The sequence below is a fragment of the Croceicoccus marinus genome, assembly GCF_001661675.2.
In the GTDB taxonomy this organism is placed as follows: domain Bacteria; phylum Pseudomonadota; class Alphaproteobacteria; order Sphingomonadales; family Sphingomonadaceae; genus Croceicoccus; species Croceicoccus marinus.
The window spans coordinates 289036-311630 of sequence record NZ_CP019603.1 but is presented as its reverse complement, the minus strand read 5'-3'; the positions used below and the strand labels follow the sequence as shown (position 1 = coordinate 311630).

Annotated in this window: 19 protein-coding genes; 8 read left to right on the top strand and 11 right to left on the bottom strand. The window is 66.4% G+C overall.

The window, feature by feature from the left end:
* Nucleotides 1–27: 27 nt before the first annotated feature.
* Both A9D14_RS15710 and A9D14_RS15705 read right to left on the bottom strand, forming a co-directional pair.
* Nucleotides 28–2595: a TonB-dependent receptor gene (locus A9D14_RS15710; RefSeq protein WP_066850022.1), complete on the bottom strand. Its 2568-nt coding sequence runs from the start codon at nt 2593–2595 to the stop codon at nt 28–30.
* Nucleotides 2507–2968: a TonB-dependent receptor plug domain-containing protein gene (locus A9D14_RS15705; RefSeq protein ID WP_087910586.1), complete on the bottom strand. Its 462-nt coding sequence runs from the start codon at nt 2966–2968 to the stop codon at nt 2507–2509. The genes A9D14_RS15710 and A9D14_RS15705 overlap by 89 nt, the downstream gene beginning before the upstream one ends.
* Nucleotides 2969–3138: 170 nt before the next feature.
* Here A9D14_RS15705 and A9D14_RS15700 point away from each other — a divergent pair, with 170 nt between their 5' ends.
* Together A9D14_RS15700 and A9D14_RS20175 are read left to right on the top strand one after the other, a co-directional pair.
* The gene (locus A9D14_RS15700; protein WP_066850016.1) at nt 3139–4485 is read left to right on the top strand and encodes a pectate lyase family protein; all 1347 of its coding nucleotides are present in this window, start codon (nt 3139–3141) and stop codon (nt 4483–4485) included.
* A 92-nt stretch (nt 4486–4577) separates the two neighbouring features.
* Entirely contained in the window at nt 4578–4925 is a 348-nt protein-coding gene (locus A9D14_RS20175; RefSeq protein ID WP_066850013.1) for a cupin domain-containing protein, read from the top strand.
* Nucleotides 4926–4944: 19 nt separating this feature from the next.
* Here the strand turns inward: A9D14_RS20175 and A9D14_RS15690 are convergent, their stop codons facing one another.
* The 6 genes from A9D14_RS15690 to A9D14_RS15665 form a co-directional block, all read right to left on the bottom strand.
* The gene (locus A9D14_RS15690; RefSeq protein ID WP_066850010.1) at nt 4945–5805 is read right to left on the bottom strand and encodes a rhamnogalacturonan acetylesterase; all 861 of its coding nucleotides are present in this window, start codon (nt 5803–5805) and stop codon (nt 4945–4947) included.
* Between the two features lie 2 nt (nt 5806–5807).
* On the bottom strand, nt 5808–7364 hold the full coding sequence (locus A9D14_RS15685; protein ID WP_066850007.1) for a carboxylesterase/lipase family protein: 1557 nt from the start codon (nt 7362–7364) through the stop codon (nt 5808–5810).
* Complete coding sequence (locus A9D14_RS15680; protein ID WP_066850674.1) at nt 7351–8331, bottom strand: sugar kinase; 981 nt, start codon at nt 8329–8331, stop codon at nt 7351–7353. Before A9D14_RS15680 ends, A9D14_RS15685 begins: the two co-directional genes overlap by 14 nt.
* A gap of 64 nt (nt 8332–8395) precedes the next feature.
* Nucleotides 8396–9166, bottom strand: a complete 771-nt coding sequence (gene kduD / locus A9D14_RS15675; RefSeq protein WP_066850004.1) for a 2-dehydro-3-deoxy-D-gluconate 5-dehydrogenase KduD — start codon at nt 9164–9166, stop codon at nt 8396–8398.
* A 98-nt stretch (nt 9167–9264) separates the two neighbouring features.
* Nucleotides 9265–9897 carry an RpiB/LacA/LacB family sugar-phosphate isomerase gene (locus tag A9D14_RS15670; protein ID WP_066850001.1) on the bottom strand — a complete coding sequence of 211 codons (633 nt, stop codon included), beginning with the start codon at nt 9895–9897 and terminating at the stop codon, nt 9265–9267.
* Nucleotides 9898–10060: 163 nt separating this feature from the next.
* Nucleotides 10061–11092, bottom strand: coding sequence for a LacI family DNA-binding transcriptional regulator (locus A9D14_RS15665; RefSeq protein WP_066849998.1), 1032 nt, complete (start codon nt 11090–11092; stop codon nt 10061–10063).
* Nucleotides 11093–11279: 187 nt separating this feature from the next.
* On the opposite strand from A9D14_RS15665, the gene A9D14_RS15660 reads away from it, so the two are divergent.
* From A9D14_RS15660 to A9D14_RS15640, 5 genes are all read left to right on the top strand, one after another.
* Complete coding sequence (locus tag A9D14_RS15660) at nt 11280–12065, top strand: 2-keto-4-pentenoate hydratase (RefSeq protein ID WP_066849995.1); 786 nt, start codon at nt 11280–11282, stop codon at nt 12063–12065.
* A 198-nt stretch (nt 12066–12263) separates the two neighbouring features.
* Nucleotides 12264–12713: a DoxX family protein gene (locus A9D14_RS15655; protein WP_157668278.1), complete on the top strand. Its 450-nt coding sequence runs from the start codon at nt 12264–12266 to the stop codon at nt 12711–12713.
* A gap of 183 nt (nt 12714–12896) precedes the next feature.
* The gene (locus A9D14_RS15650; protein WP_066849991.1) at nt 12897–14963 is read left to right on the top strand and encodes an HAD-IIB family hydrolase; all 2067 of its coding nucleotides are present in this window, start codon (nt 12897–12899) and stop codon (nt 14961–14963) included.
* Nucleotides 14950–16095, top strand: coding sequence for a hypothetical protein (locus tag A9D14_RS15645; protein WP_066849988.1), 1146 nt, complete (start codon nt 14950–14952; stop codon nt 16093–16095). Before A9D14_RS15650 ends, A9D14_RS15645 begins: the two co-directional genes overlap by 14 nt.
* Nucleotides 16092–17024 carry a glycosyltransferase family 2 protein gene (locus tag A9D14_RS15640; protein ID WP_066849985.1) on the top strand — a complete coding sequence of 311 codons (933 nt, stop codon included), beginning with the start codon at nt 16092–16094 and terminating at the stop codon, nt 17022–17024. The genes A9D14_RS15645 and A9D14_RS15640 overlap by 4 nt, the downstream gene beginning before the upstream one ends.
* A gap of 52 nt (nt 17025–17076) precedes the next feature.
* On the opposite strand, the gene A9D14_RS15635 is transcribed toward A9D14_RS15640, so the two are convergent.
* Together A9D14_RS15635 and A9D14_RS15630 are read right to left on the bottom strand one after the other, a co-directional pair.
* Nucleotides 17077–17880 carry a sulfotransferase family protein gene (locus A9D14_RS15635; protein WP_066849983.1) on the bottom strand — a complete coding sequence of 268 codons (804 nt, stop codon included), beginning with the start codon at nt 17878–17880 and terminating at the stop codon, nt 17077–17079.
* On the bottom strand, nt 17877–19061 hold the full coding sequence (locus A9D14_RS15630) for a glycosyltransferase (RefSeq protein ID WP_083988116.1): 1185 nt from the start codon (nt 19059–19061) through the stop codon (nt 17877–17879). Before A9D14_RS15630 ends, A9D14_RS15635 begins: the two co-directional genes overlap by 4 nt.
* A 206-nt stretch (nt 19062–19267) precedes the next feature.
* Here A9D14_RS15630 and A9D14_RS15625 point away from each other — a divergent pair, with 206 nt between their 5' ends.
* Nucleotides 19268–21115: a DUF885 domain-containing protein gene (locus tag A9D14_RS15625; protein ID WP_066849981.1), complete on the top strand. Its 1848-nt coding sequence runs from the start codon at nt 19268–19270 to the stop codon at nt 21113–21115.
* A 35-nt stretch (nt 21116–21150) separates the two neighbouring features.
* On the opposite strand, the gene A9D14_RS15620 is transcribed toward A9D14_RS15625, so the two are convergent.
* Nucleotides 21151–22587: an efflux transporter outer membrane subunit gene (locus A9D14_RS15620; protein WP_066849979.1), complete on the bottom strand. Its 1437-nt coding sequence runs from the start codon at nt 22585–22587 to the stop codon at nt 21151–21153.
* Between the last annotated feature and the right edge of the window lie 8 nt (nt 22588–22595).

Sequence of the window (22595 nt, the reverse complement as noted above, 5' to 3'; positions counted from 1 at the left end):
ATGCCGAAACCCTGCCCCTTCCCGAGATCACAATTCGAACCGGGCACCGAACATGATGATGCGGCCGAAATGGTTGTTCTCGTAGTTCCGCTTGGTGTCGATGTCGGCCCAGCGATAGCGATAGTTGTCGGTCAGGTTCGTGCCGTCGAGCATCAGTTCGATATTGTCGGTGAGCTGGTAGCGCACCGCGGCGTCGAGGTTGAAGGTGGAATTGAACCCTTCGAGGAAATTGCCATTGCCGCTAGCCCCGGTGTGATAGCCGTCGCGATAGGCGCCCGACACGCGGACCGAGAAGGTGCCGTCGTCATAATAGACCGTGCCGTTGGCCGAATATTCCGACACGCCCGGGAAAGTAACCGTCCGGATGTCGCCGTCGTCGGTGGTCACGTCCTGCGAACTGTCGACATAGGTCACGTTGCCCAGCACGCCGAAATCGCTGACAAAGCCGTCCGCAAACGCCGAGAAGGGCAGGTTGAAGCCGACCTCGATACCCTGGATCGTCGCGCCTTCGCCGTTGACCGTCGTGCGGGCGACGAATTCGCGATTGGGATCGGTGCCGTTGACGACTGCGTCATAGGCAGGCGTTCCGTCCGTCAGCAGCGAGAGCGGCAGGCCGCTCTGCGCATAGGTGATGGTCTGGACGTCGCTGATCGGGAAGCTTTCGACATCCTTGCGGAACAGCGCCACCGACGCGATCGCGCCCGGAGCGAAATAGTATTCGAACGCGACGTCGTAGTTCCAGGCCCGGTACGGGTCGATGAACGGATTGCCCGACGAGATGCCGAAATTGAACTGGTCGACCGAACCGCCCGGCGTCAGCGAACCGAGGCTGGGACGGGTCAGAACCTTGGCGACGGCACCGCGGATGATGAAATTATCCGCCGGGAAGACGTTCAGGTTGATGGCGGGCAGCAGGTCGTCATAGCTGCGCTTGACGGTCACGAACTGGCCGCTGTTGAAACCGCTGGACGTCTGGTTGGTGTGGGCGAAGCGCATGCCGAAATTGCCGGTCATGCGGACGCCCGGATCCAGTTCGAAGCCGGTCTCGAAATAGCCGCCCCACACTTCCTCGGTCACGCCGCGCTCGTCGCCCTGCTGGGTGACCGCTGGGCGGTTGTACAGATCGAGGAAATCGGTGGCCGCGTCGAGGTTGGGCACCACCCAGCTGTTGGTGTTGCCCGCCGGCTGGCCTGCATCGCCCAGCTCGAACAGTTCGGCAAGGTCGCCGGTGACGGGTGCGCCATAGGCACCGTCGGCGCAGCTGAAGGCCGAGCAGTACTGGCTGTCGCGGCGCGCGCCGGTGGTGAAGAAGTCGAACTCGCGCCAGAACGGGCCGGTCTTGAACGACAGGCCTTCGGTGGGTTCGAATTCCAGGTCGAGAGCGACGGTCTTGAACTCGTTGTTGACCTGGCTGGGACGATCGCGGAACTCGGCCAGCTGGAAGTTGGCCGGGTTGGTGACGTCGGTGGCGAAGACCAGCAGCGGAGTCTTCATGTCGGTGTAGTCATAGGAATAGACGCCGTCGCGGTCGTCGAAGATGATCGTCGTTTCGACCGGGATCGTCGCGTCGGACTTCGAATAGCCGCCCGACAGGCGCGCCATCAGTGTATCGGTGACATATTGCTCCAGCTTGCCCGAGATCTGGTAGAACTCGGTTTCGCTTTCGCGGTGATACCGCTCGTTGCGGATCCACGCGTTGTTAAGATCACCACTGACGACATTGTTGTCGCCATCGATGGCATAGTTCGTGAGGTCGATATTCGCCTCGTTCGAACGGATCAGGACCTCGCCCCAGTACTCGTCGCGGTCTTCCTTGAAGTTGGAATAGAGACCGTCGATCTCGATATTCGTCCGCTCGGTCGGCTGGAACTGCAGCGCAGCGGTGGCGCCCAGGCGTTCACGGTCGTGGTCGACAAGGCCATAGCGCGGAATGCGCGGGTGGAAGGCGTTGGCCACTTCGTTGCAGCCCGGATCGGTGGGGTTCGCGCGGCATTCCACCCCGTTCACCGACCGGAAGACATTGGTGAAGCGATAGCTGCCGTCGGGTTCCTGCGCGATGCTTCCGTCGGTCCAGCGCACCGAGTTGTTGCCCAGTTCCGGCGTGGTGTATTCCGACCATGCGACCGAGGCCGAGACGCCGAGCGTCTCGTCATCGTTCACCCATGCGCCAAGGCCTGCAAGCCGGGGGGCAAGGTCGTCGTTGAGACCGTTGTAGCGGCCCTGCACCGAGCCGACGAGCTTGGTGCCGGCGCCATAGGACAGCGGGCTGCCCGTCGACAGGTCGATCACCGCGCCCAGCGAACCTTCGTCGAGCGAGGCCGAGGCGGTCTTGTGGACGACGATCGAGTTGAACAGTTCGGATGCGAACACGTTGAAGTCGAACGCACGGTCGCGGTTCGACGACGCGCCGTCGGTGGAGGTGGCGATGGTCTCCATGCCGTTGACGCGCACGCGGGTGAACTGCGCGCCAAGGCCGCGGACGGTGATGGAGCGGCCTTCGCCGGCGTCACGCTCGATCGCGACGCCGGGGATGCGCTGCAGCGATTCGGCAAGGTTCGTGTCGGGGAACTTGGCGATGTCCTCGGCGACGATCACGTCGACCTAGGACGGTGATGGAGCGGCCTTCGCCGGCGTCACGCTCGATCGCGACGCCGGGGATGCGCTGCAGCGATTCGGCAAGGTTCGTGTCGGGGAACTTGGCGATGTCCTCGGCGACGATCACGTCGACCTGGCCGACCGACTCGCGCTTGGCGGAAATGGCCGCGTTCAGCGACGCGCGGAAGCCGGTGACGACGATCGCATTGTCGCCGGGCGAGGTCACTTCCTCGACGGCTGCGGCCGCGTCTTCGGCAGCCTCTTGCGCGTCCATGGTGCCCGCCTCCTGCGCATGGGCCATCTGCGGCATCATCAACGCGCTGCCGATCAGCAGCGAATTCTTGAAATTCAGAAACTTGCGGTTGTTCCTCATGGTATCCTCCCCATCATGCACCGTGCGGGATGACACCGGTTACCTAACGAAGGCCGAAGAAAAGGCCCTGGCAATCCGAATCTCCCGTCCGGTTTTTGGTAACCGGTGTCATTATGTATTGCCCCTGCCGTTCGGGTCTGTCAAGAAACAACCAACTGGGAGAATGATTGATGATGAAATCTGCACATTTCAGCAGCTTGGCGGCTGCGGTCCTGATCCTTGCCGGTACCAGTGTGCCTTCGATGGCACAGCCCGGCGACCCGACAGAGGGCGGCAAGGGCGGAAAAATCGTGAAGGTGACCACGCTGGCGAAGGACGGGCCGGGCAGCCTGGCCGCCGCGCTGGCGATGAAGGGGCCGCGCATCATCGTGTTCGAAGTGGGCGGCGCGATCGACCTTGAACGATCGGGCATCGTGATCGAGGAGCCCTTCGTCACCATAGCCGGGCAGACCGCGCCTTCGCCGGGCATCACCATCCTGCGCGGCGGGATCGACGTGAAGACCCATGACGTGAAGATCAGCCATCTGCGCGTGATGCTGGGCGACGCCGGACAGGCCAAACGCAGCGGATGGGAAGCCGATGCGTTCTCGACCGTCGCCGCGCATAACGTGGTGGTCGAGAACAACACCCTCATGTGGGCGGTGGACGAAAACATGTCCGCCAGCGGGCCGCGCTTTACCGGCGACACGGTCGAGGAATGGCGCGAGGGCACCAGCCACGACATCACTTTCCGCCTGAACTTCGCGGCCGAGGGGCTGGCCGATTCAAGCCATCCCAAGGGCGAGCATTCCAAGGGGTCGCTGATCCACGACAATGCGACCAATATCGTGTTCGACCGCAACATCTGGGCGCATCATGTCGAACGCTCGCCGCTGGTGAAGGGCGGGGCACAGGTGTTGATGGTCAACAACTTCATCTATGACCCCGGCCTGCGCGCGGTGCATTACAATCTGATGGACCTCGAATGGATGGGCCAGCCGCATGTCGCGGGCGAGATTACCGCTGTCGGCAACGTCATGCGCGGCGGCAATTCGACGTCGGAGGACCTGCCGTTCCTGATGCTGGGCGGGGTGGGCGACCTTAAATATTACGGGGCCGACAATATCGCGGTCGATCGCCACGGCGAACCGCTTCCGATGTTCGGCACCTATGGCCAGACCGAGGCCGAGCTGATCGAGGCGGACGCGCCGCTGCACAGCCTTGACGGGTACGACGTGATGCCTGCCGGGGACGTCGAGACGACGCTGCTGCGCCAGGCCGGCGCGCGCCCGTGGGACCGCACGGAGGAGGAGATCCGCGTGCTGTTCTACATTGCCGAGGGGCGCGGCGAAGTCATCGATTCGCAGGAGGAAGTGGGCGGCTATCCCGTTTTCCCGGAAACGCGTGCGCCGTTCGATCCGGCGCGATGGGACCTTGCGACGATGACGCCGAAATCGGGGCTCTATCCCGGTCAGACCGCAAAGGTGCGGGAATTCCTGAGCGCGCGCGACCGCGCCATGCGCGAGCAGGCCCGGTGATCGCCGCGCGGCCAGCCCTCGCAGTTGCGGCGCTGGCGTGCTCGGCCTGTGTTTCTGCACGGCAGCCGGTGCCTGTTCACGGCGCGCCGCCGATGGTCGTCGTCAGCGAAAGCGACGTGATGGTGCGCGAGCCGCCGCCCCATGGCGCGATCGGCATGTCGACCGCGTACCGCATCAGCGACGCCGCGCCGCAGCCGCGCACGATGGAATTCCGCCGCCGCGTCCTGGATGTCGGGGCGGCCATCGGAGAGCACCCGATCAGCCATGACGAGGTCTATTACGTCACCGCGGGCGAAGGCGTGGTGATTTCCGACGGGGTGGAGGCAGCGCTGAAGCCCGGCATGGCGGCCTATCTGTACGAAGGCGCGGTGGTGGGGATGCGCCAGACCGGCGACGCGCCGCTGTCGATCATCATCGCCTATCCGGTGGCGGCGAAATAGGTTGAGACGCTGCGCCTTGTCAGAGGCGCAGCAATTCGCGGATCTCCGGCACTTCGCTTGCCAGTTCGTCGGCCATCACGGCGGCGAACAGCCTGCCGCCGAACTCGCCTAGATGGGTGTAGTCGTAGACCCAGTTCATTTTCGCGACGCGAAGGTCGTCGGGGACCGGCGCCGGCTTTGCCCTTCCGGTTGCAGAGGGCAGCGTCACGCCATCGATCGCGGCGGCGGCAGCCACTTCGGCTGGCGGCGGTATCTCGGCGGTCAGGTTCTGGACCGATGGGCCCATGGCTTGCACGATCTGGGTGCTGCGCGCGTTCAGGTCCACCAGCGGCGTGCCGGTTTCTGCCGCGATCTTGCGGATCGCATCGGCCCAAGGGTCCAGATCGCGCTCCACCTTACCATCCTTGAACAGGCGGCGGGTCGGGGGGGTGAACAGGATCGGCACCGCGCCGGCGGCTCTTGCTTCCTGGACATAACGGCGCATGTTCGCGGGAAATTCGGTTTCCAGATCGGTCGAGCGGCCCGGCTTGCCCGGTTGGTCATTGTGCCCGAAGCCGATCAGCACGAATATCGTGCCATATCCGTCCACCCTCATCTCGCCCAGCGCGATGTCCCAAAGCCCCTCGGCGCGATAGGAGCCGCTGCTTCGCCCGCCGCGGGCAAGATTGAGGCAGGCGGCGGCTTGCGTGGTATGGTTCGCACAGAACATCGGTCCCCAGCCGCTCCCGACCGCCGTGGTGGAATCGCCGACGAGGATGACCTTGTTCATGCCTTCCGCGATGCTGGCCTCGGTCGCCATTTCGGCCCGCGATGGTCCCTGCTGGGCGAGGGCTGTAGCGGGCAGCGCCAGTGCGGCGGCCGCGGCCAAAGCGAGGTTCATCTTCAGATCCCCGGCTGGATATAGGGTGCGGTCGACCACATCTCGCGCTGCCAGCCGCGCGGGTCGTTCTCCATGGCGATGCGGTCTTCGGCCACCATCAAGGTGGCGCGATCTGGCAGCGTATAGGGCGCCCAGTCGGTCAGGCCCGGCGTGCCAGTGTGGGCAAGGCCGGTGAAGGCCTTCATCATCGCGGCGCTGATCTGGCGCGCGCGGCTGCCAGTGCCGGAATAGCTGCCCGGTGCGTCCAGCGTACCGAAGACATAGGGCAGGTCGTCGGTATGCGCCGCGCCGCGCTTTGGGTCGATCGGGGATTCGCGGTCGAGCTGGTAGACCCAGGTCTGCTCCGCACCCGCCTTTGCCCGCTCGTCCGCCTCGATCCACTGGCCGGGCCAGCTGCGTCCGTCGGTCGTGGCGGCATAGAACACCCGCTCGGGCGACCAGTCGGGGAAATGTTCGCGATATTGCTGCACCACGTAGTCGGGGCGCAGGTCGATCTTGATGTTGGGCCGGATGCGTTCGGCGATATTGGACCAGTCGATGCCCTGCAGGAGCGGACCTTCGGGATTGATGAAGGCGCGAGTCTCGTCGGTCGTGTTGCCCAGGATCATCGGGATGTTGAGCGACTGCGGCGCAGCGTCGGGCCAGAACGGATGGCGCGGCAGGTTCACCATGTCGAGCACGGGTCCGAAATAGAGGCTGCCGCCCAGCACCGGATCGGCGGCGTCGAGGCCAGCGACCATCTGCTCGGTCGACAGCGCCTTCAATCCGTCAACATTGCCGACGGGCACGCCGACCTGTTCGAAGAATGCCGTGATGCGTTTCAAGGCGTTGGTCGGACCGCTGGCGGTGACCTGCTGCCCGCTCATGGTCGCGGCGGAGTGGAACAGGCCCTTCGCGGCGGGCATGGCCATCAGCGTGGCGATCTTGGCGCCGCCGCCCGATTGGCCGAACACCATCACGCGCGACGGATCGCCGCCGAATTTCGCGGCATGGTCGCGCACCCATTCGAGCGCTGCGATCAGGTCGAGCTGGCCCAGATTGCCGCTGTCGGCGTAGCGCCCATCGAAGGGCGCGAGCCACGGATAGCCGAACACGTTGAGGCGCTGGTTGACCGAGACCACGACGACGTCGCCTTGGCCTGCCAGATGCTGGCCGTGGGTGACCGGATCGGTGACCGTGCCGCCGTTGTACGCGCCGCCGTGGAAATAGACCATGACGGGCTTGTTCGCGGCGGGGTTGAGGTCGGGTGTCCAGACGTTGAGGAACAGGCAGTCCTCGCTCGCCGGCTCGTCCAGATTGCCGCGTTGGGGGCAGATCGGGCCGAATTCCCTGGCGGGCGTGGGATCGCTGGCGAAGGGCAGGCGAACGGGGCGGGCGAAGCGCTCCGCCGTGGCATAGCGTATGCCGAGGAAGGCATGGACGCCCGCTTGCCGAATGCCTTCATAGCCGCCGACGCGCGGTGTGGGGGACTGGCCGAAGGCGGGTGTCGCCAGCAGGCCCGAGCCGATCAGTCCGCCCTTGAGGACGGTGCGGCGGGTTGCCGGTTCAACGCCGGACATCGCCGCCCGCCGGATCGAAATTCTCTAGGTCGTCTGCCGTCATCAGCACCATGTCGCCCGGAACGCCGTGTTTCAGCGCTGCGAGCGCAAGGCCCGATTTGGCCATGTCCTGCGCCGAACCGCCGGCCAGCCAGCTGCGGATCATGCCCGCGGCATAGGCGTCGCCGGTGCCGATGCGGTCGACGATATTCTCGATCCGCACCTCGTCGGTCTGCCAGTGGCTTTCGCGCAGGTCGATGCGCGCCGCGATGCGGTGCGTACCCGCGGTCTCGACATGGCGCGCGGTGCTGGCGATTAGTTGCAGCCTGGGGAAGGCTTCGAACGCGGCTTCGCTCGCCTCGCGGCGGCGGTCGGGGCCGTCGCCCGAGAATGTCTTGCCCAAAAGCAGCGAGATGTCGCGGCGGTTGCCGATCATCAGCGTGGCCTCGGACATCAGCTCGGTCAGGATCGCATGCGGGTCGCTATCCCATGCGTCCCACAGGTTTGCGCGGTAATTGCCGTCGAAGCAGATCGGCACGTCCGCCGCCTTGGCCGCCGCGACGGCGGCGCGAGCCAGCGCCACGCCGTCGGGGCCGAGCGCGGGGGTGATGCCCGACATGTGCAGCAGGCTGGCCCCTTCCAGCGCCTCGGCAAAGGGCAGGGCAGCGGGGTCGGCGAGCGCGAAACTGCTGCCGTCGCGGTCATAGGTGACGCGGCCCGCGATGGGACCGGCGGGCGGCTCGAAGAAATAGAGCCCGATGCGTCCCGGCCTTTTCACGATGAAGCGCGTGTCGCTGCCCGCCGCGCCCATCGCGGCGATCGCCTTGCGGCCAAGCGGATTGTCGGGAACGACCGACACCATGCGCGTCGGCGTGCCTAGACTTGCGAGCGCGGCGGCGACATTCGCCTCCGCCCCGCCGACGTCGATGGCGACGCTGCCTGCCTGTGCCAGCGGGACCTGCCCCTGCGGGCTCAATCGCAGCAGCATCTCCCCGAAACAGACGACGGGGTCCGGGGCGGGGCCGGTGCGGCTTTCGCTCACCGGGGCGTCCTCAGCGGGCAAGCCAGCCGCCATCGACGGCGAGGATATGGCCCTGCACGTAATCGGCCGCGCTACTGGCGAGGAAGACCGCAGCGCCGCCGATGTCGCTGGGATCGCCCCAGCGGCCTTCGGGGATGCGTTCCATGATCTGGCGGTTGCGCGTCTCGTCCGCCTGCAGCGCCGCGGTGTTGTTGGTGGCGATATAGCCCGGCGCGATGGCGTTCACGTTGATGCCCCTGGCCGCCCATTCATTGGCCATCAGCTTGGTCAGCCCGCCCACGCCCGACTTGCTGGCGGTATAGCTTGGCACGCGGATGCCGCCCTGAAAGGTCAGCATGGATGCGATATTGATGATCTTGCCGCGCTTGCCCGACTGGCTGGACCAGCCGGTCATGTGGCGCGCCGCGGCCTGGCACAGGAAGAACAGGGTCTTGAGATTGGTGCCCATCACCGCGTCCCAGTCCTCTTCCGAGAAGTCCAGCGCATCCTCGCGCCGGATGATGCCGGCATTGTTCACCAGGATGTCGAGCGAGCCGAGCGAGGAGACCACGCTGTCCACCACGTCCCTGACCGGCGCGATCGATGAGAGATCGGCGGAGACCAGTTCGCACTTGCGGCCCAGCGCGCGGACCTTCTCGGCGGTTTCGCTCGCTTCGCTGCGGCCCACGGCAGCGATGTCCGCGCCGGCCTCTGCCAGCGCGACGGCGATGCCCTGGCCGATGCCGGTGTTGGCGCCAGTGACGACCGCGACGCGGCCGGTAAGGTCGAAGGGGCTTTTCATCGGGTCGTCCTCTCGGTTCCCTCGCCGCCGGGCGATGCTTCGCCCGGTCGGCGCCTGCCGGGGCAGGGCGGCAATTCAGTCAGTTGGGGTGTCGGCCCTTACAGGCTCTTCAAATAGGCGCTGATCTGCTCGTCCTTCGAGGCGGGATAGAAATGCTCCTCGAAACGATCGCCCGAAATGGCGGTCTTGAGCAGGTCCTGGTCCACGCTCTTCAGCACCGTCAGCATGTCCTTGCAGCTAGCGGCCTTGAGATCGGCAAGGACGCCGCGATTCTCGGCCATGACGGCGGCGCGTTCCTTGGGATAGCCGACGCCGCTCTCACCTTCGAACAGCTTGCGATAGCAATCCTGCAGGTTGAGTTCGGCCGCCCAGCCGAACCCCTTGGCATAGGGCATGGCGACCGCGTTGCCGTCGTTGATCTGCGCGAACAGGAACGCGTCGGTGGGATCGATGACCAGGCCGCAGAACACGCCCGGCATCGCATTGGCCGCCAGCATCGATCCCGAACCCGTGCCGCAGCCGGTGACGACGAAATCGACCGCCTTGGAATTGAGCAGGATGCCGGTCAGCAGGCCGACCATCGGATAGGTCAGGTGCGCCTTGTCCTCGGGCGTGTACATGCCATAGTTCACGACCTCGTGGCCCATCGGCTCGACCGTGGACGTCAGCGCTTCCTCGATGATGCAGTTCTTCGCGGCCTGGCTGTTTTCGGTGATCAGTGCAATTTTCATAACATCCTCGCTCACTGGCTATGCCCGAGTGGATTGTCCTGTGCCCGAGCCAATAATAATAATCAGGACCGGCTCCGCAGCATGAGTGCCGAGGGATTAGGTAACCGGTGTCAAAAACCTCGATAGACGATAAGAGGGGGGTATATCAACCGTCCTGCGACGATCATTTCATTCGCGGCGGGGCGACCGAGGAACGGCGGATCAGTGTGGAGGGCAGGCGCGACGGCAGCTTGTCGGCATCGACCGAATCGATCAGCTTGTGCGCGGCGACGCTTGCCATCTCGCGGATCGGCCAGCGCACCGTGGTCAGCGGCGGCCATATGTGCGAGGCGATGGGACTGTCGTCGAAGCCGATGATGGACAGGTCCTCGGGCACCAGCAGCCCCTTGCCGCGCGCGACGTGCATCGCCGCCGCGGCCATCTCGTCGTTCGAGACGAAGATCGCGGTCGGCCGGTCGGCTTCGCCAAGAATGCGGTCGGCGGCGTCGATGCCGGAATCGAACGTATATTGCCCCGGCGCATGCCACTGCGCCCGGTATTCCAGGCCGTGCCTGCGAATGCCGTCGAGGAACCCCTCGCGCCGCTCATAGGCGGAGCGGAAGCCCTCTGGTCCCTCGATCAGGCCGATGCGGCGGTGGCCCATCTCGACAAGATGGTCGATCGCGCTCGCCACGATTTCGCGGTCGTTCGATTCGACCAGATATTGCGGGCTGTCGAGCTGGGTCGACCCCATGCGGACATAGGCGCAGTCCAGCTCGCGGCACAGCGCGGCCAGCTCCTCGTTCTCGGAAATCGGGGGCAGGATGAACACGCCGTAGAGCCGCTGCTTTTCCAGGAAGTCGCGGATGTCGTCGAGCATGTCCGGCGAATGGCGGTTCACCGGCCGGACGACCAGCGCGAAATTGGTGTCGCGGATCGCGTCGAGCACGCCTTCCTGGAAGTTCAGCACCGTCTGCGCATTGGGATTGTCGTGCAGCAGGCCCAGCAGGAAATTGCGGCGCAGCGCCAGCGCGCGCGCCTGCGGATTGGGCACATAGCCCAGATCGGCGATGACCTGTTCGACCTTCGAGCGCGTATCGTCCTTCAGCAGGGGCGAGCGATTGATGACCCGGCTGACCGTCTTCTTGGAAACCCCCGCGACGCGTGCGACATCGTTGATCGTCGGCTGCCGTTCGCCGCGTTTCTCAGTGCCCATCCCATTCTCCGCTAACCCCGTCATCCTGCCGGCCATAGCGCGAAGTCGCCGGGTCGGTAAGCTTTGGCGCATCACTCTCCCCAGCGGCCCCGTACCGGCCCGTCCAGTCCCGGAAGCACTTGCTTTCCCGGTACGGTCCACTATGACACCGGTTTCCTAATTGTAAAACGACATTGACGAGGGGACCATGGACAGCCAGGCCGCACAGCGCATCGCGCAAGCATTCGTGACCGCGCGCAGCGAAGGCAGCGCCTTGCCGGACTATCCGGGCGAAAGGCCCCGGACGCTTGCCGAAGCCTATGAGGTGCAGGATATCGCGCTGCGCCTGTGGGACCGCGCGGTGGGCGGATGGAAGGTGGGCAAGATCCCGCCGCCGCGCGACGAGGCGCTGGGCGCCAACCGCCTGATCGGCCCGATCTTCGCCGACACCATCTTCGAGCAGGTGGGCAGCCCGCTCGCCATGCCGGTCTTTGCCGATGGCTTCGCCGCGGCCGAGGCCGAGTTCGCGATCCGGATCCGCGTGCCCGAAGGGGCCGCCGTGCCGACGACCGACGCCGAGACCTATGACTGGGTCGAGGAAGTGCGTATCGCGATCGAGATCGCATCCTCGCCCTATCCCGGCATCAACGAGGACGGGCCTTGCGTCACCGTGACCGATCACGGCAATAATGCCGGCCTGGTGTTGGGCGCCCCGGTTCCGCGCGACAGATGGGACGCGATCAACGACATAGCGGTCGAGACGATCATCGATGGCGAGACCGCCGGCAAGGCAAGCACCGCCACGATGCTGGACGGTCCGTTCGGAGCTGTGCGCTTCCTGCTTGGCAATCTGTCCGAACGCGGCTTGATGGCGCAGGCGCCCGGGTGGGTATCGTCGGGCGCGATCACCGGCGTGCATGACGTGAAGCTGCGCCAGTCGGTCGAGGCGCGCTTCGACGGGATCGGGTCGGTTTCGGCGCTGATCAGCGGCTAGTTCCCCCGGCGATCGGTGCGCGCCGAACCGGCGCTTTTCCGATAATTGGTATGGTTCGGCAGGTGTCGCCAAGTAAGTGCCGGTCATGCCGCGCTGCCCCTTGACGCATCGGAACGGCAGGTGGATCCCTACCGGCGGTCCTGCCAGTCTGGCGGCGACAGTCCGACAAGGCCGGATTGCCACGGGAAAAGGGATTCCATGCCGGTAAATCGCCATTTCCCGATCGCCGTGCCGGGGTCCGATTCCGGGACGCCCCGGCGTGTCGTCAGATGGCTTCTGGCCATGCTCTATGCGGCGGCGGGTGTGCTTCACCTTGCCATGCCCGCGCCATTCCTTGGCATCACGCCCGGCTGGGTGCCCCATGCACCGCTGATGATCGCGCTGACCGGCCTTGCCGAACTGGCAGGCGCGGCGGGGTTGACGCAGCCATGGTCGGCGCGGCTGCGACAAGCGGCGGGGTGGGGGCTGGCCGCCTATGCGCTGTGCGTCTGGCCAGCCAATATCCAGCACATGCTGATGGATATGGCGCAGCCCGACCGCGGATTGGGATGGGCGTATCATGGCCCCCGCATGCTGCTGCAACCGGTCCTGATCTGGGCAGCCCTGTGGTGCAGCGGGGCAGTCGGCTTGCGCCGGCGGGACGCCTAGCGGCGTGTACGCCATGTGGGGGTAAGAAGCCGGGGAAGCTTCGTGGCCTTTCGGGCAATGCGCGGTGATTTATCCAGTAAATCCAATGGCAGGATCATCGATTCCGGACGAATAACATAAATCCCGGAACCTGCCGCCCTCTGCAAACATTAAACTCGGGTTAACCTTAAGAGTGCCCGACTTATGCAGATTCTTGCGATTGCCCTTGGTGGATGCCTGCGTGCTCCGCCGGTTCGTTATGGCCTGACCGAGGATACGGGCGGACATATTGCCTATATACTGGGCGCGATGGCGGCGCTGGCGCGCGATCCGCGGGTTGAGCGTGCCGATATCGCGACCCGCCTGTTCGACGATCCTGCGCTGGGCCGCATCCACGCACAGCCTCGCGAGACGCTTTCGGCCAAGAGCGACATCATCCGCATCGACAGCGGCGACCGGCGCTATCTGGCCAAGGAAAGGCTGGCGCGCGACCGTGCCGCCTTCACCCGCGCATTGATCGAACATCTGCGCGGTGCGGACCGGCTGCCCGACATCATCCACGCCCATTTCGCCGATGCCGCCGATGTTGCGCGGCAGGTGCGGGACGAGCTGGGCATCCCGTTCATCTATACTGCCCATTCGCTGGCGCACGACAAGGCGCAGATGATGGAAAGCAGCCCCGCGCTGGCCGCCAGGCTGCGGGAGGAGGACCGCGCCATCGCGGCGGCGGACGCCATCATCGCATCCTCGCGAGATGAGTGCGAGCGGCAGCTGCCTGCCTATCCCTCCGCCCGCTTCGACCGGATCCACCGCCTGCGCCCGGGTGTCGAGGCCGGCAATGTGCCTGCCGGCGATTTGCAGCGCGCCGAAAAGCTGATCGAACCGTTTCTGCGCGATCCCGGACGCCCGATGATCCTGGCCATCGCAAGGCCGGTCCGGAAGAAGAACCTCGTCCGCCTGGTCGAGGCGTTCGGGTCCAGTCCCGAATTGTCTTCGCGCGCCAATCTGGTGATCCTTCCCGGCCTGCGCACAGGGATGAAACAGGGCGAGGAGGAGCAGCGCGACGTGCTGCTCGACCTGGTCGACGCGATCGACCGGCACGATCTGCACGGCGTGGCGGCCTGGCCCTCGCGGCACGACAACCGCCATGTCGCCGCGATGTACGCGCTGGCGCGGCGCAGCAGGGGCATGTTCTTCAACCCGGCGCTGATCGAACCCTATGGGCTGACGCTGATAGAGGCGGCGTCGCACGGCCTGCCGGTCGTCGCCACCTGCAACGGCGGCCCCAGCGACATCGTCGCCGAGCTTGAGCATGGGCTGCTGGTGAACCCGCTCGACCCTGCCGACATGCAGCAGGCGATGCTGCGCATGCTGGACGACGAGGTGCTGTGGCAGCGCTGTTCCAGCAATGCGTTGACCAATATCGGCGGCATGAACTGGACCGACTATGCCAATGGCTTCCTGTCGATCGCGCAGGACATCGCGGCGGGCGCGGCGAGCGAGCGCATGCCTCGGCCAGCGCGCATGCTGATCAGCGACATCGACAATACGCTGACCGGGTGCCGCACCGGCGCGCGCAGGCTGTCGGCCTTCCTGTCGCGCAAGCGGGCGCAAGTCGGCTTCGGGGTCGCGACCGGGCGCTCCTTCGTGGAAGCGCGCCGCTTGCTGCGCGAATGGGACATGCCGGTGCCGCGCGTGCTGATCGCCTCGGTCGGGTCCGAGATTTACTGGCGCACGAAACGCGGCTTCGTGCTCGACCGCGACTATGCCGCCGCGCTGGACGATGGCTGGAACGCGCAGGCCGTGCTGGCTGCGCTGGCGGACATTCCCGGCCTGGTCCCGCAAGCCGCGATCGAACAGCGGCGCTTCAAATGCAGCTTCTTCGCCGACGATCCCGGGGTGCTTGCCAAGGTCCGGTCACGGCTTGACGCGCTGGGGATCGAGGCGAAGGCCATCCTCAGCCATGACCGGCTGCTCGACATATTGCCCGCGCGGGCCGGCAAGCATGCCGCGCTGGCGCATGTCGCCGCCGCGCTTGGCCTGCCGCAGGGCAGCATCGTGGCGGCGGGCGACAGCGGCAACGATGTCGATATGCTGGCGGGATCGGAACGCGCGGTGCTTGTCGCGAACCATCATGAGGAACTGCGCGGCGTGGCCGGGCTCACCCATGTCTACACCTCTCGCCGCTCGCACGCGGCAGGGGTGCTGGAAGGGCTGCTATGGCACGAGAGACGTTCCCGCCCCAGGGAGGCCGCCGATGTCGCAGCATGACAGCCGCCCCGTCGGCATTTTCGTGCACCACCAGGGGCGCGGCCATGCCGAGCGATGCGCGGCGCTGGCCAACGCGCTGGTGCAATATCGCCCGGTCACCTTATTCTACGCGCGCGCCGATATTTTCCCCGAATTGCAATCCGGCATCGATGTGGTGACGATCCCCTCGCTGTTCGAAACGCAGGAGCGTGAGGCACCGCGCCTTGCCGCCATGCCGACGCCCGACACGCTGCATTGCGCGCCGCTGGGATGGCATGCGATCTCGGACGCGGTGGCGACGCTGACGGGCTGGTTCGCAAGGGCGCGGCCAGCGCTTTTCATCACCGACGTCTCGGCGGAAATCGGCCAGCTGTGCCGCATCGCATCGGTGCCGCATATCGCTGTGCTGCAGCACGGCGACCGCGACGACCCGGCCCACCGCGCCAGCTATGACGGGGCGGCGGCCTTGCTGGCGCCCTATCACCCAATGCTGGAACAGCCCGGCAGGCCCGAAGCGCTGAGGGCGAAGACGATCCATGCGCCCGGCCTCGGCATCGACCTGCTAAACCCCGATCCCGACGCGCGCAGCCGGATCCGCGCTCCCGAAGGGCGCGAACTGGTGGTGGTGATCGCTGGCGGGGGAGGGCAGGGCACGCCGACCGCTCCGCTGACGCTGGGCGCTCGGGCGGAGCCCGATACGCACTGGATCGTGATCGGCGGCACCTTCAGCGAATGGCACGAAACGCCGCCCGGCAATCTGGAACTGCGCGGTTGGGTCGATAATCCGCAGGATCATATCGCCGCCGCCGACCGCATCGTGTCGAGCTGCGGCAACACCACCGTCCACCAGGTGATGCAGACCGGCAAGCCGTGGATCGCCATTCCTGAATGGCGTTATTTCGCCGAACAGGAACGCAAGGCCGAGGCGCTGGCCGCCGCGGGCCTGTGCGCTTCGCAGCCGACCTGGCCTTCCGATGCGGCGGGCTGGGCGCGTCTGTGGGACCGGGCACGGCAGGCCGATCCGGGCAAGGGGCGCACGCTGGTGGGCGGCGATGCCGCACCGCTCGCCGCACGCCGGATCGACGCACTCGCCCGCGAATTATGGGAAGGCGCGGCGCCCATCGAAGCAACCGACAAGGATTTTGCCGCATGATTTCCGTCTGCACGCTCGCCCATGGGCGCGAGGGGCATTTGCGCAATCTGGTCAGGGGGCTGAACGAAAGCCGCATGCCGCCCGGCGAGCTGGTCGTCGCGGTGTTGCAGGACCAGCCCTACGACCTGCCCGAAACTGCATTTCCGGTGCGCCAGATCATGCTGCAAGATGGGGGGCTGTCCCTGTCGGCGGCCCGCAACCGCGCGGCGGCCGAAGCGGCGGGCGAATGGCTGGTCTTCCTCGACGTCGATTGCATTCCGCATCCGGAGCTGGTGGGCGATTATGCCGCTGCCTTGCAGGACAGCGACGCCTTGCTGATGGGGGAAGTCGGCTATCTGCCTTCGGGCGCGCCGCTGGAAACGCTGGATTTCGCGGTGCTCGACCGGCTGGCGGTGCGCCATTCGGAACGGCCCGGTCCGCCGGTGGGACCAATCGCGCCCTGCCGCGACTATCGCTGTTTCTGGTCGCTCAATTTCGCGATGAGCGCGGCTTTGTTTCGCGCGGTCGGCGGCTTCGACGAGGGTTATCGCGGCTATGGCGGGGAAGACACCGATTTCGGCCGAACCTGCGCCGAACAGGGCGTGCCCCTGTTCTGGCTGCGCGGCGCCAGGGCCTATCACCAATATCACCCGCATCACATGCCGCCGGTCCACCACCTCGACAGCGTGATCCGCAACGCCGAATATTTCCGCAGCAAATGGGGCGAGCCGACGATGCAGCACTGGCTGCGGGCGTTTCGCCTGATGGGACTGGCGGAACCGGGCCCCTCGGGCTGGCAGCGCATCCGCCCTACGCAAGAGGCCGATCTTGCGCTGACACGTCAGCAGCAGCACCAGCCCTATGCCAGCAGCGCCGCGGTCCTGCAGCAGTTGGAGGCGGAGGCCGAAGTGGGGACAAGAACCGACCTGGCGGACACCGCGGCGGTGTAGACTTGCGCATGCCGGACGGGTCCTTGCGGGGCCAGCGCGCGCGGGCCGAACTTCAGTCGCTCATGCGCCAGCCTTCCGCGTAATCGGTATTGGCAAGAACCTCCTCCACCCGTTCGACGATCGCGCGCAGCGGATGGCGCACCCGCGGCAGCAGAGGCCCGCACGAGGCACCCGGCGCATAGCCGAGCCGCGAATAGGCGGCGCTGCTGCGCTGCGCGGAATCGAGATAGCGGCGATTGCCGTTGGCGATCTGCCGTGCACTCTCGCAAACCGGCAGGTCGAGGAAGGCGAACATCGCGCGGCGCATCGTCTGGGGCCGTTCGACCAGATCTTCATAGCGCACGATCATCGCGCAATGCAGATATTCCAGATCGGCCAGGACCAGATCGTGGGCGCCTTGCCAATAGCCCCTGAACCCGATGGCCTCGACATCGACCCATTTGCGCATCGCTTCGGCGGTAAAGGCCGGGTGGCGGGTGACGATGATGAATTGCGACATCGGGAACAGCGATTGCAATAGGCGGGTACGGGTCAGGTTCACCGGCGATTTCTCGACCCGCCAGGGCCGGGCCGAGTCGAACCAGCGCGACCAGTCCGCTTCCATCCGAACCCGCGTCTCCAGCCGGTCCAATGCGCATCCCTCCACCAGATGCTGGTCCGGGTCGGTGGCGAAATGGCCGGGCACGCCGTGCCGGGCGGTATGGGGAATGGCGCCCTGAAGATAGCAGCCTTCGTTCTCGGGCACGGGGGCGTCCGTGATCGCGGCAATGTCCGGATGCTCGCCCAGCAGGCGCGCGACAAGGCTGGTGCCCGACCGGTGCAACCCGGCGACGAAGACATAGCGGTGACCCTTCATGCGACCGCCTTCATCCCCCGCGCCGCCGCCATCGCCGAGCGATAGAGCGTTTCATATCCCCCGATCATGGCGGCGAGCGAGAATTTCCGTTCCGCCCGCGCCCGCGCCATGCCCGTGGCCAAGGACGGAGGCGCACGTAGGGCCGCGGCCAGCCCGTCCACGTCGCCCGCCGCGACGATGACGCCGCACGGTCCCACCACTTCGCGCAGCGCGCCGCGGTCGAACGCGATGACCGGCACGTCACAGGACAAAGCCTCTGCCGCGACAAGGCCGAAGGGTTCGTCCCATGCCGGCGTCACGACCAGCGCCCGGGCATGGGCCGTCTGCCGCCGCAGCCGCTCGCCCGACAGATGCCCGACATAGCGGCGGCGGGCGTCGAGCAGAGGTTCGACCTCACGGGCGTAATAGCTCTCGTCCTCGATCGTGCCGGCAAGATCCATGGCCACGCCGGCGCGATGCGCGGCCTGCAATGCCATGGCGGTCCCCTTGTTGGGCGTGATGCGGCCCGACCAGAAATAAGGGCCCTGCGCCTGTCCGTCTGTTGCGGGCCGGTCTGCTGCGGGCCGGTCGGTCGCAGGCCGCCATAATTCCGTATCGATGCCGTTATGCACCACATGCATGTTGGCGGGCCGTTCGGACCACAGCGGCAACTGGCTGGCCGATGTCACCGTGACCGGCCGCAGCGGATCGCCCGCCGCGCGCAGCACCGCCTCGCGCATCTTGCCGAAGGGAGGGACGTGCTGCGAGGTCAGCATCGGCACGCCGTCGCGCGCGGCCCAATCGATCAGGTCGGGAAACAGGGTGTTGTTGTGAACGACATCGTATCCGCCTTGCAGGACCGCTTGCCAGGCCCGCTCGAAAGCAGAGCGCTGGTAATCCTCCAGCTGCACCGTCCCGCGCCATTCGGCCCATGGCAGCACATCTTCATAGGGCCGCTCGCAGATGGCCCGATCATTGTCCACGCCGTGGCTTCCGCCTGCCGCATACAGGTCAGCATCGTGCCCCGCCAGCGCCAATCCGCGGCACAGCGACGCGCAATGCGCCTCCATCCCGCCGGGGAACGGTTCGGTGACGGCGAAACGGATATGCCCGATCACCGCGATCCGCAAAGCGCGGCCCGGCACTGCGGCAAAGCCGATCGGTTGGCGATGCAATTCGTTGGTCAGCGTCTCGCTCGCCATCAGGCATTCTCAAAGCAATAATGGTTTCCGGTTCAGATCCAACCTGAGCGCGCGATGAAGGTTCCGGTGTATCGATCAGCTAATGGCTTATCGCATTGTCGTTGCGGGGCAATGCGGATGGATTGCACAGCCAAACGACTGAAGGGCTTCCAAAATGCGTCGGAGAACCTAAGGCTGTATCGTAACACTTGAAAGGATCTCCCGGCATGTATCGTCTGCTTCCTGCCCTGCTTCTTGCTGGCTGCGCCGCACAGACCGCGACCGTCCCCGCCGCTCCCCCGGCCCCGGCACCCACTGCCGGGCAACCGCCCGCTGCCGGGCAACCAGCCTCGCAGGAGGATGCGCGGCTGCTCGCCTTTCTCGACGCGGCGTTCGATGCGCAGGTGGCGCTCAGCCCGGAATCGCTGACCAGCCTCGGCTCGCGGCAGGAATACGACAAGCTCGACGATTATACGCTTGAGGCCGATGCCCGCTCGCTCGCGCTGGCGGAGCAGCAACTGGCCGAGATGCGCGCCCGGTTCGATCCCGCGGCGCTGGGGCCTTCGGTGCGGCTCAGCTATGAATTGTTCGAACGGGAGGTGGAGCGCGAGCGCGAGAGCGCGCGGTTCCGCGCCTATGGCTTCCCGGTGTCGACCAACGGGACGCCGGCGGGCGACATCCCGGTTTTCCTGATCAACCAGCACAAGGTCGAAAGCGTCGCCGACGCCGAGGCCTATATCGCGCGCCTGCGCGACAGCGAGCGCGTGATGGACGAGACGGTGGCCGTCATGCGGCAGCAGGCCGCCATGGGCATCGTCCCGCCGAAAATGGTGTTCGAACCAGCGATGGCCGACGCGCGCAGCATCCTTCAAGGCGCGCCGTTCGGTGCGGGCGAGGCCAATCCGCTGTGGGCCGATTTCCAGGAGAAGGTGAACGCGCTTTCCATCGCCGACGCGAAAAAGGCACGGCTGCTGGCAGAGGGGCGCGCGGCGCTGGTGGGGCCGTTCCGCAGCGGCGTCGAAACGCTGATCGCGGGCATCGCAGCCATCGAGCCGCAGGCCAAGGGCAACGACGGGGCGTGGAGCCTGCCCGACGGCGATGCCTATTACGCCAACCGCCTTGCAATCTCGACCACCACGGACCTTACCGCCGACCAGATCCATGCGATCGGCCTTGAGCAGGTCGCCGCGATCCGGGCGGAGATGGAGGAAGTGAAGCGGGAGATCGGATTTACCGGCACGCTTGAGGAGTTCTTCGCGGCGCTGCGCAGCGATCCTGCCTACAAGTACCCGAACACGGCCGAGGGGCGCGAGCAATACCTTGAGGAAGCGCGCACGCTGATCGCGAACGTGATGGCAAAAGCCCCACAATATTTCGAGCGCCTGCCCAAGGCCGCACTGGAAGTGCGGGCGGTCGAGCCGTTCCGCGAGGATACCGCTTCGGTCGCTTTCTACAACCGGCCCGCGCCGGACGGATCGCGCCCCGGCATCTTCTATGTGAACCTTGCCGACATGACGCAGGTCAATCGCGTGCAGACCGACGCGATCGCGGCACACGAAGGCGCGCCCGGCCATCATTTCCAGATCGCCCGCGCGCAGGAACTGGAAGGCCTGCCCAAGTTCCGGCGCTTTGGCGGCTATGGCGCCTATATCGAGGGCTGGGGGCTATATTCCGAACGGCTGGCCGACGAGATGGGCGTCTATACCACGCCCGAGCAGCGCTTCGGCATGCTGTCGCTGCAGATGTGGCGCGCCATTCGCCTCGTGCTCGACACCGGGATCCATTCCAAGCGCTGGTCGCGCGAACGGGCCATCGACTATTTCCGCGCCAATTCGCCCAATTCCGAACGTGACATCCGCAAGGAAGTCGACCGCTACATCAACAATCCCGGCCAGGCGACCAGCTACATGATCGGCCAGCTCAAGATCGCCGAACTGCGCGCCCGCGCCGAGCGCGAGCTGGGGCAGGACTTCGACATCCGCGCCTTCCACGAGGCGGTGCTGGGGCAGGGGGCACTGCCGCTCGACGCGCTGGAGCGGCAGGTGGAGGCCTATATCGCCAGGGCAAAGGGCTGACGCGGGCGCGGACCGAAGATTGCGCGGGGCGACGGCTATTGCATGGCGCGCCCCGCCGGTTCCTCTTCGGTCCAGTTGCCGCCCAGCGCCCGGAACAAATCGACCTGTGCCAGCGCGACGTTGCGGCGCGCAGCGGCGTAATCGGCTTCGGTCAGGGCCAGCGTCCGCTGCGCATCCAGGGCGTCCAGAGCATCGATCTGGCCGCGCGACTGGCGGGCCAGGCTGACCTTTGCCGCCCGGTCCGCCGCATCGCGCGAGGCGGCAAGCCGGTCCTCGGCCGCAAGGGCGTTGCGATAGGCGGAGAGCGCGGTCTCGGTCTCCTGCAGCGCTTGCAGGACGGTGCCGTCGAACCGGGCGAGATCGGCCGCCGCATCCGCCCGCGCCGCGCCGATGCGGGCGCGCACGGCTTCCTGGTTCGGAAACGCCCACTGGATCAGCGGGCCGAGCAGCCAGCCAAGCGGTCCCGATCCCAGGACCGGCGTATTGCCCAGCGCGGTGGTCGATACCGACGCGCCAAGCGTGATGCGCGGATAGAGGTCGGCCGTTGCCATGCCGATGCGCGCGGTATCGGCGGCGAGCCGGCGCTCTGCCGCCTTCACGTCGGGGCGCCGGGCCAACAGGGTCTGCCCGTCGCCCACCGGGATCGCCGCCGCAATGTCGGGCGTGGTGCGCCGGTCCAGCGCAGCCGCCGGCAGATCCTGCGGCGTGCGGCCGGTCAGCGCCGCCAGCCTGAACAGCGCGGCATCGCGGCGTGCCTGCAGGGGAGGAATGGCGGCGGCCTGCGCTTCCCTCAATTGCGTCAGGCGCAGCACGTCGAGCTTCTGGTTGAGCCCGCGCCGGAAGCGCGCATCGGTGATGCGTTCCGATTTCGCCAGCAGTTCCACCATGGCCTGCCCCACGGCGATCTGCTGCGCTGTGGCGGCGGCATCGACATAGGCCTGCACCGTGTCGGCGGCGACGATGACCCGCACTGCGTCGGCATCCTGCCGCGCGGCGTCCAGATCGGCGCGCGAAGCCTCGATCCCGCGGGCGACGCGGCCGAACAGGTCAAGCTCGTAGGCGGCGGCGAATTCGCCCGCGAGGCGGCGCCCCTCGCGGTCGATGCCAGGCAGCGTTTCGCTTTCCGAAACGCGGCCATAGGTTCCCGATGCCGAAACCGCCGTCCGCGGCAGCGCGGCCCCCCGCGATCCGCGTAGCCCGGCACGCGCCCGCTCGATCCGGGCCAGCGCGACGCGGACATCGGTATTGGCGGCCAGAGCATCGGCGACCAATGCGTCCAGCACCGGATCGTCGTAGAGCTTCCACCAGTCGTCGGCGGGCGCATCGGCGGTTACTGACGCCGACTGCACCCCGATGAACGGCGCGGCGGCGGCGGGCGGGATCGCGGGTTCGACATGTTCGGGGCCGACGGTGCACGCCGCAAGGGCGCTTGCCGCCATCAACGCGGCGATGGTTTTTCTGAACTGGAACATGAAAAATC

What these genes read in the sequence shown, in the direction of transcription:
- A9D14_RS15705 (WP_087910586.1), bottom strand. Translation starts at nt 2,968, where the DNA reads ATGAGGAACAACCGCAAGTTTCTGAATTTCAAGAATTCGCTGCTGATC.
- A9D14_RS15700 (WP_066850016.1), top strand. Translation starts at nt 3,139, where the DNA reads ATGATGAAATCTGCACATTTCAGCAGCTTGGCGGCTGCGGTCCTGATC.
- A9D14_RS20175 (WP_066850013.1), top strand. Translation starts at nt 4,578, where the DNA reads ATGGTCGTCGTCAGCGAAAGCGACGTGATGGTGCGCGAGCCGCCGCCC.
- A9D14_RS15690 (WP_066850010.1), bottom strand. Translation starts at nt 5,805, where the DNA reads ATGAACCTCGCTTTGGCCGCGGCCGCCGCACTGGCGCTGCCCGCTACA.
- A9D14_RS15685 (WP_066850007.1), bottom strand. Translation starts at nt 7,364, where the DNA reads ATGTCCGGCGTTGAACCGGCAACCCGCCGCACCGTCCTCAAGGGCGGA.
- A9D14_RS15680 (WP_066850674.1), bottom strand. Translation starts at nt 8,331, where the DNA reads ATGCTGCTGCGATTGAGCCCGCAGGGGCAGGTCCCGCTGGCACAGGCA.
- kduD (WP_066850004.1), bottom strand. Translation starts at nt 9,166, where the DNA reads ATGAAAAGCCCCTTCGACCTTACCGGCCGCGTCGCGGTCGTCACTGGC.
- A9D14_RS15670 (WP_066850001.1), bottom strand. Translation starts at nt 9,897, where the DNA reads ATGAAAATTGCACTGATCACCGAAAACAGCCAGGCCGCGAAGAACTGC.
- A9D14_RS15665 (WP_066849998.1), bottom strand. Translation starts at nt 11,092, where the DNA reads ATGGGCACTGAGAAACGCGGCGAACGGCAGCCGACGATCAACGATGTC.
- A9D14_RS15660 (WP_066849995.1), top strand. Translation starts at nt 11,280, where the DNA reads ATGGACAGCCAGGCCGCACAGCGCATCGCGCAAGCATTCGTGACCGCG.
- A9D14_RS15655 (WP_157668278.1), top strand. Translation starts at nt 12,264, where the DNA reads ATGCCGGTAAATCGCCATTTCCCGATCGCCGTGCCGGGGTCCGATTCC.
- A9D14_RS15650 (WP_066849991.1), top strand. Translation starts at nt 12,897, where the DNA reads ATGCAGATTCTTGCGATTGCCCTTGGTGGATGCCTGCGTGCTCCGCCG.
- A9D14_RS15645 (WP_066849988.1), top strand. Translation starts at nt 14,950, where the DNA reads ATGTCGCAGCATGACAGCCGCCCCGTCGGCATTTTCGTGCACCACCAG.
- A9D14_RS15640 (WP_066849985.1), top strand. Translation starts at nt 16,092, where the DNA reads ATGATTTCCGTCTGCACGCTCGCCCATGGGCGCGAGGGGCATTTGCGC.
- A9D14_RS15635 (WP_066849983.1), bottom strand. Translation starts at nt 17,880, where the DNA reads ATGAAGGGTCACCGCTATGTCTTCGTCGCCGGGTTGCACCGGTCGGGC.
- A9D14_RS15630 (WP_083988116.1), bottom strand. Translation starts at nt 19,061, where the DNA reads ATGGCGAGCGAGACGCTGACCAACGAATTGCATCGCCAACCGATCGGC.
- A9D14_RS15625 (WP_066849981.1), top strand. Translation starts at nt 19,268, where the DNA reads ATGTATCGTCTGCTTCCTGCCCTGCTTCTTGCTGGCTGCGCCGCACAG.
- A9D14_RS15620 (WP_066849979.1), bottom strand. Translation starts at nt 22,587, where the DNA reads ATGTTCCAGTTCAGAAAAACCATCGCCGCGTTGATGGCGGCAAGCGCC.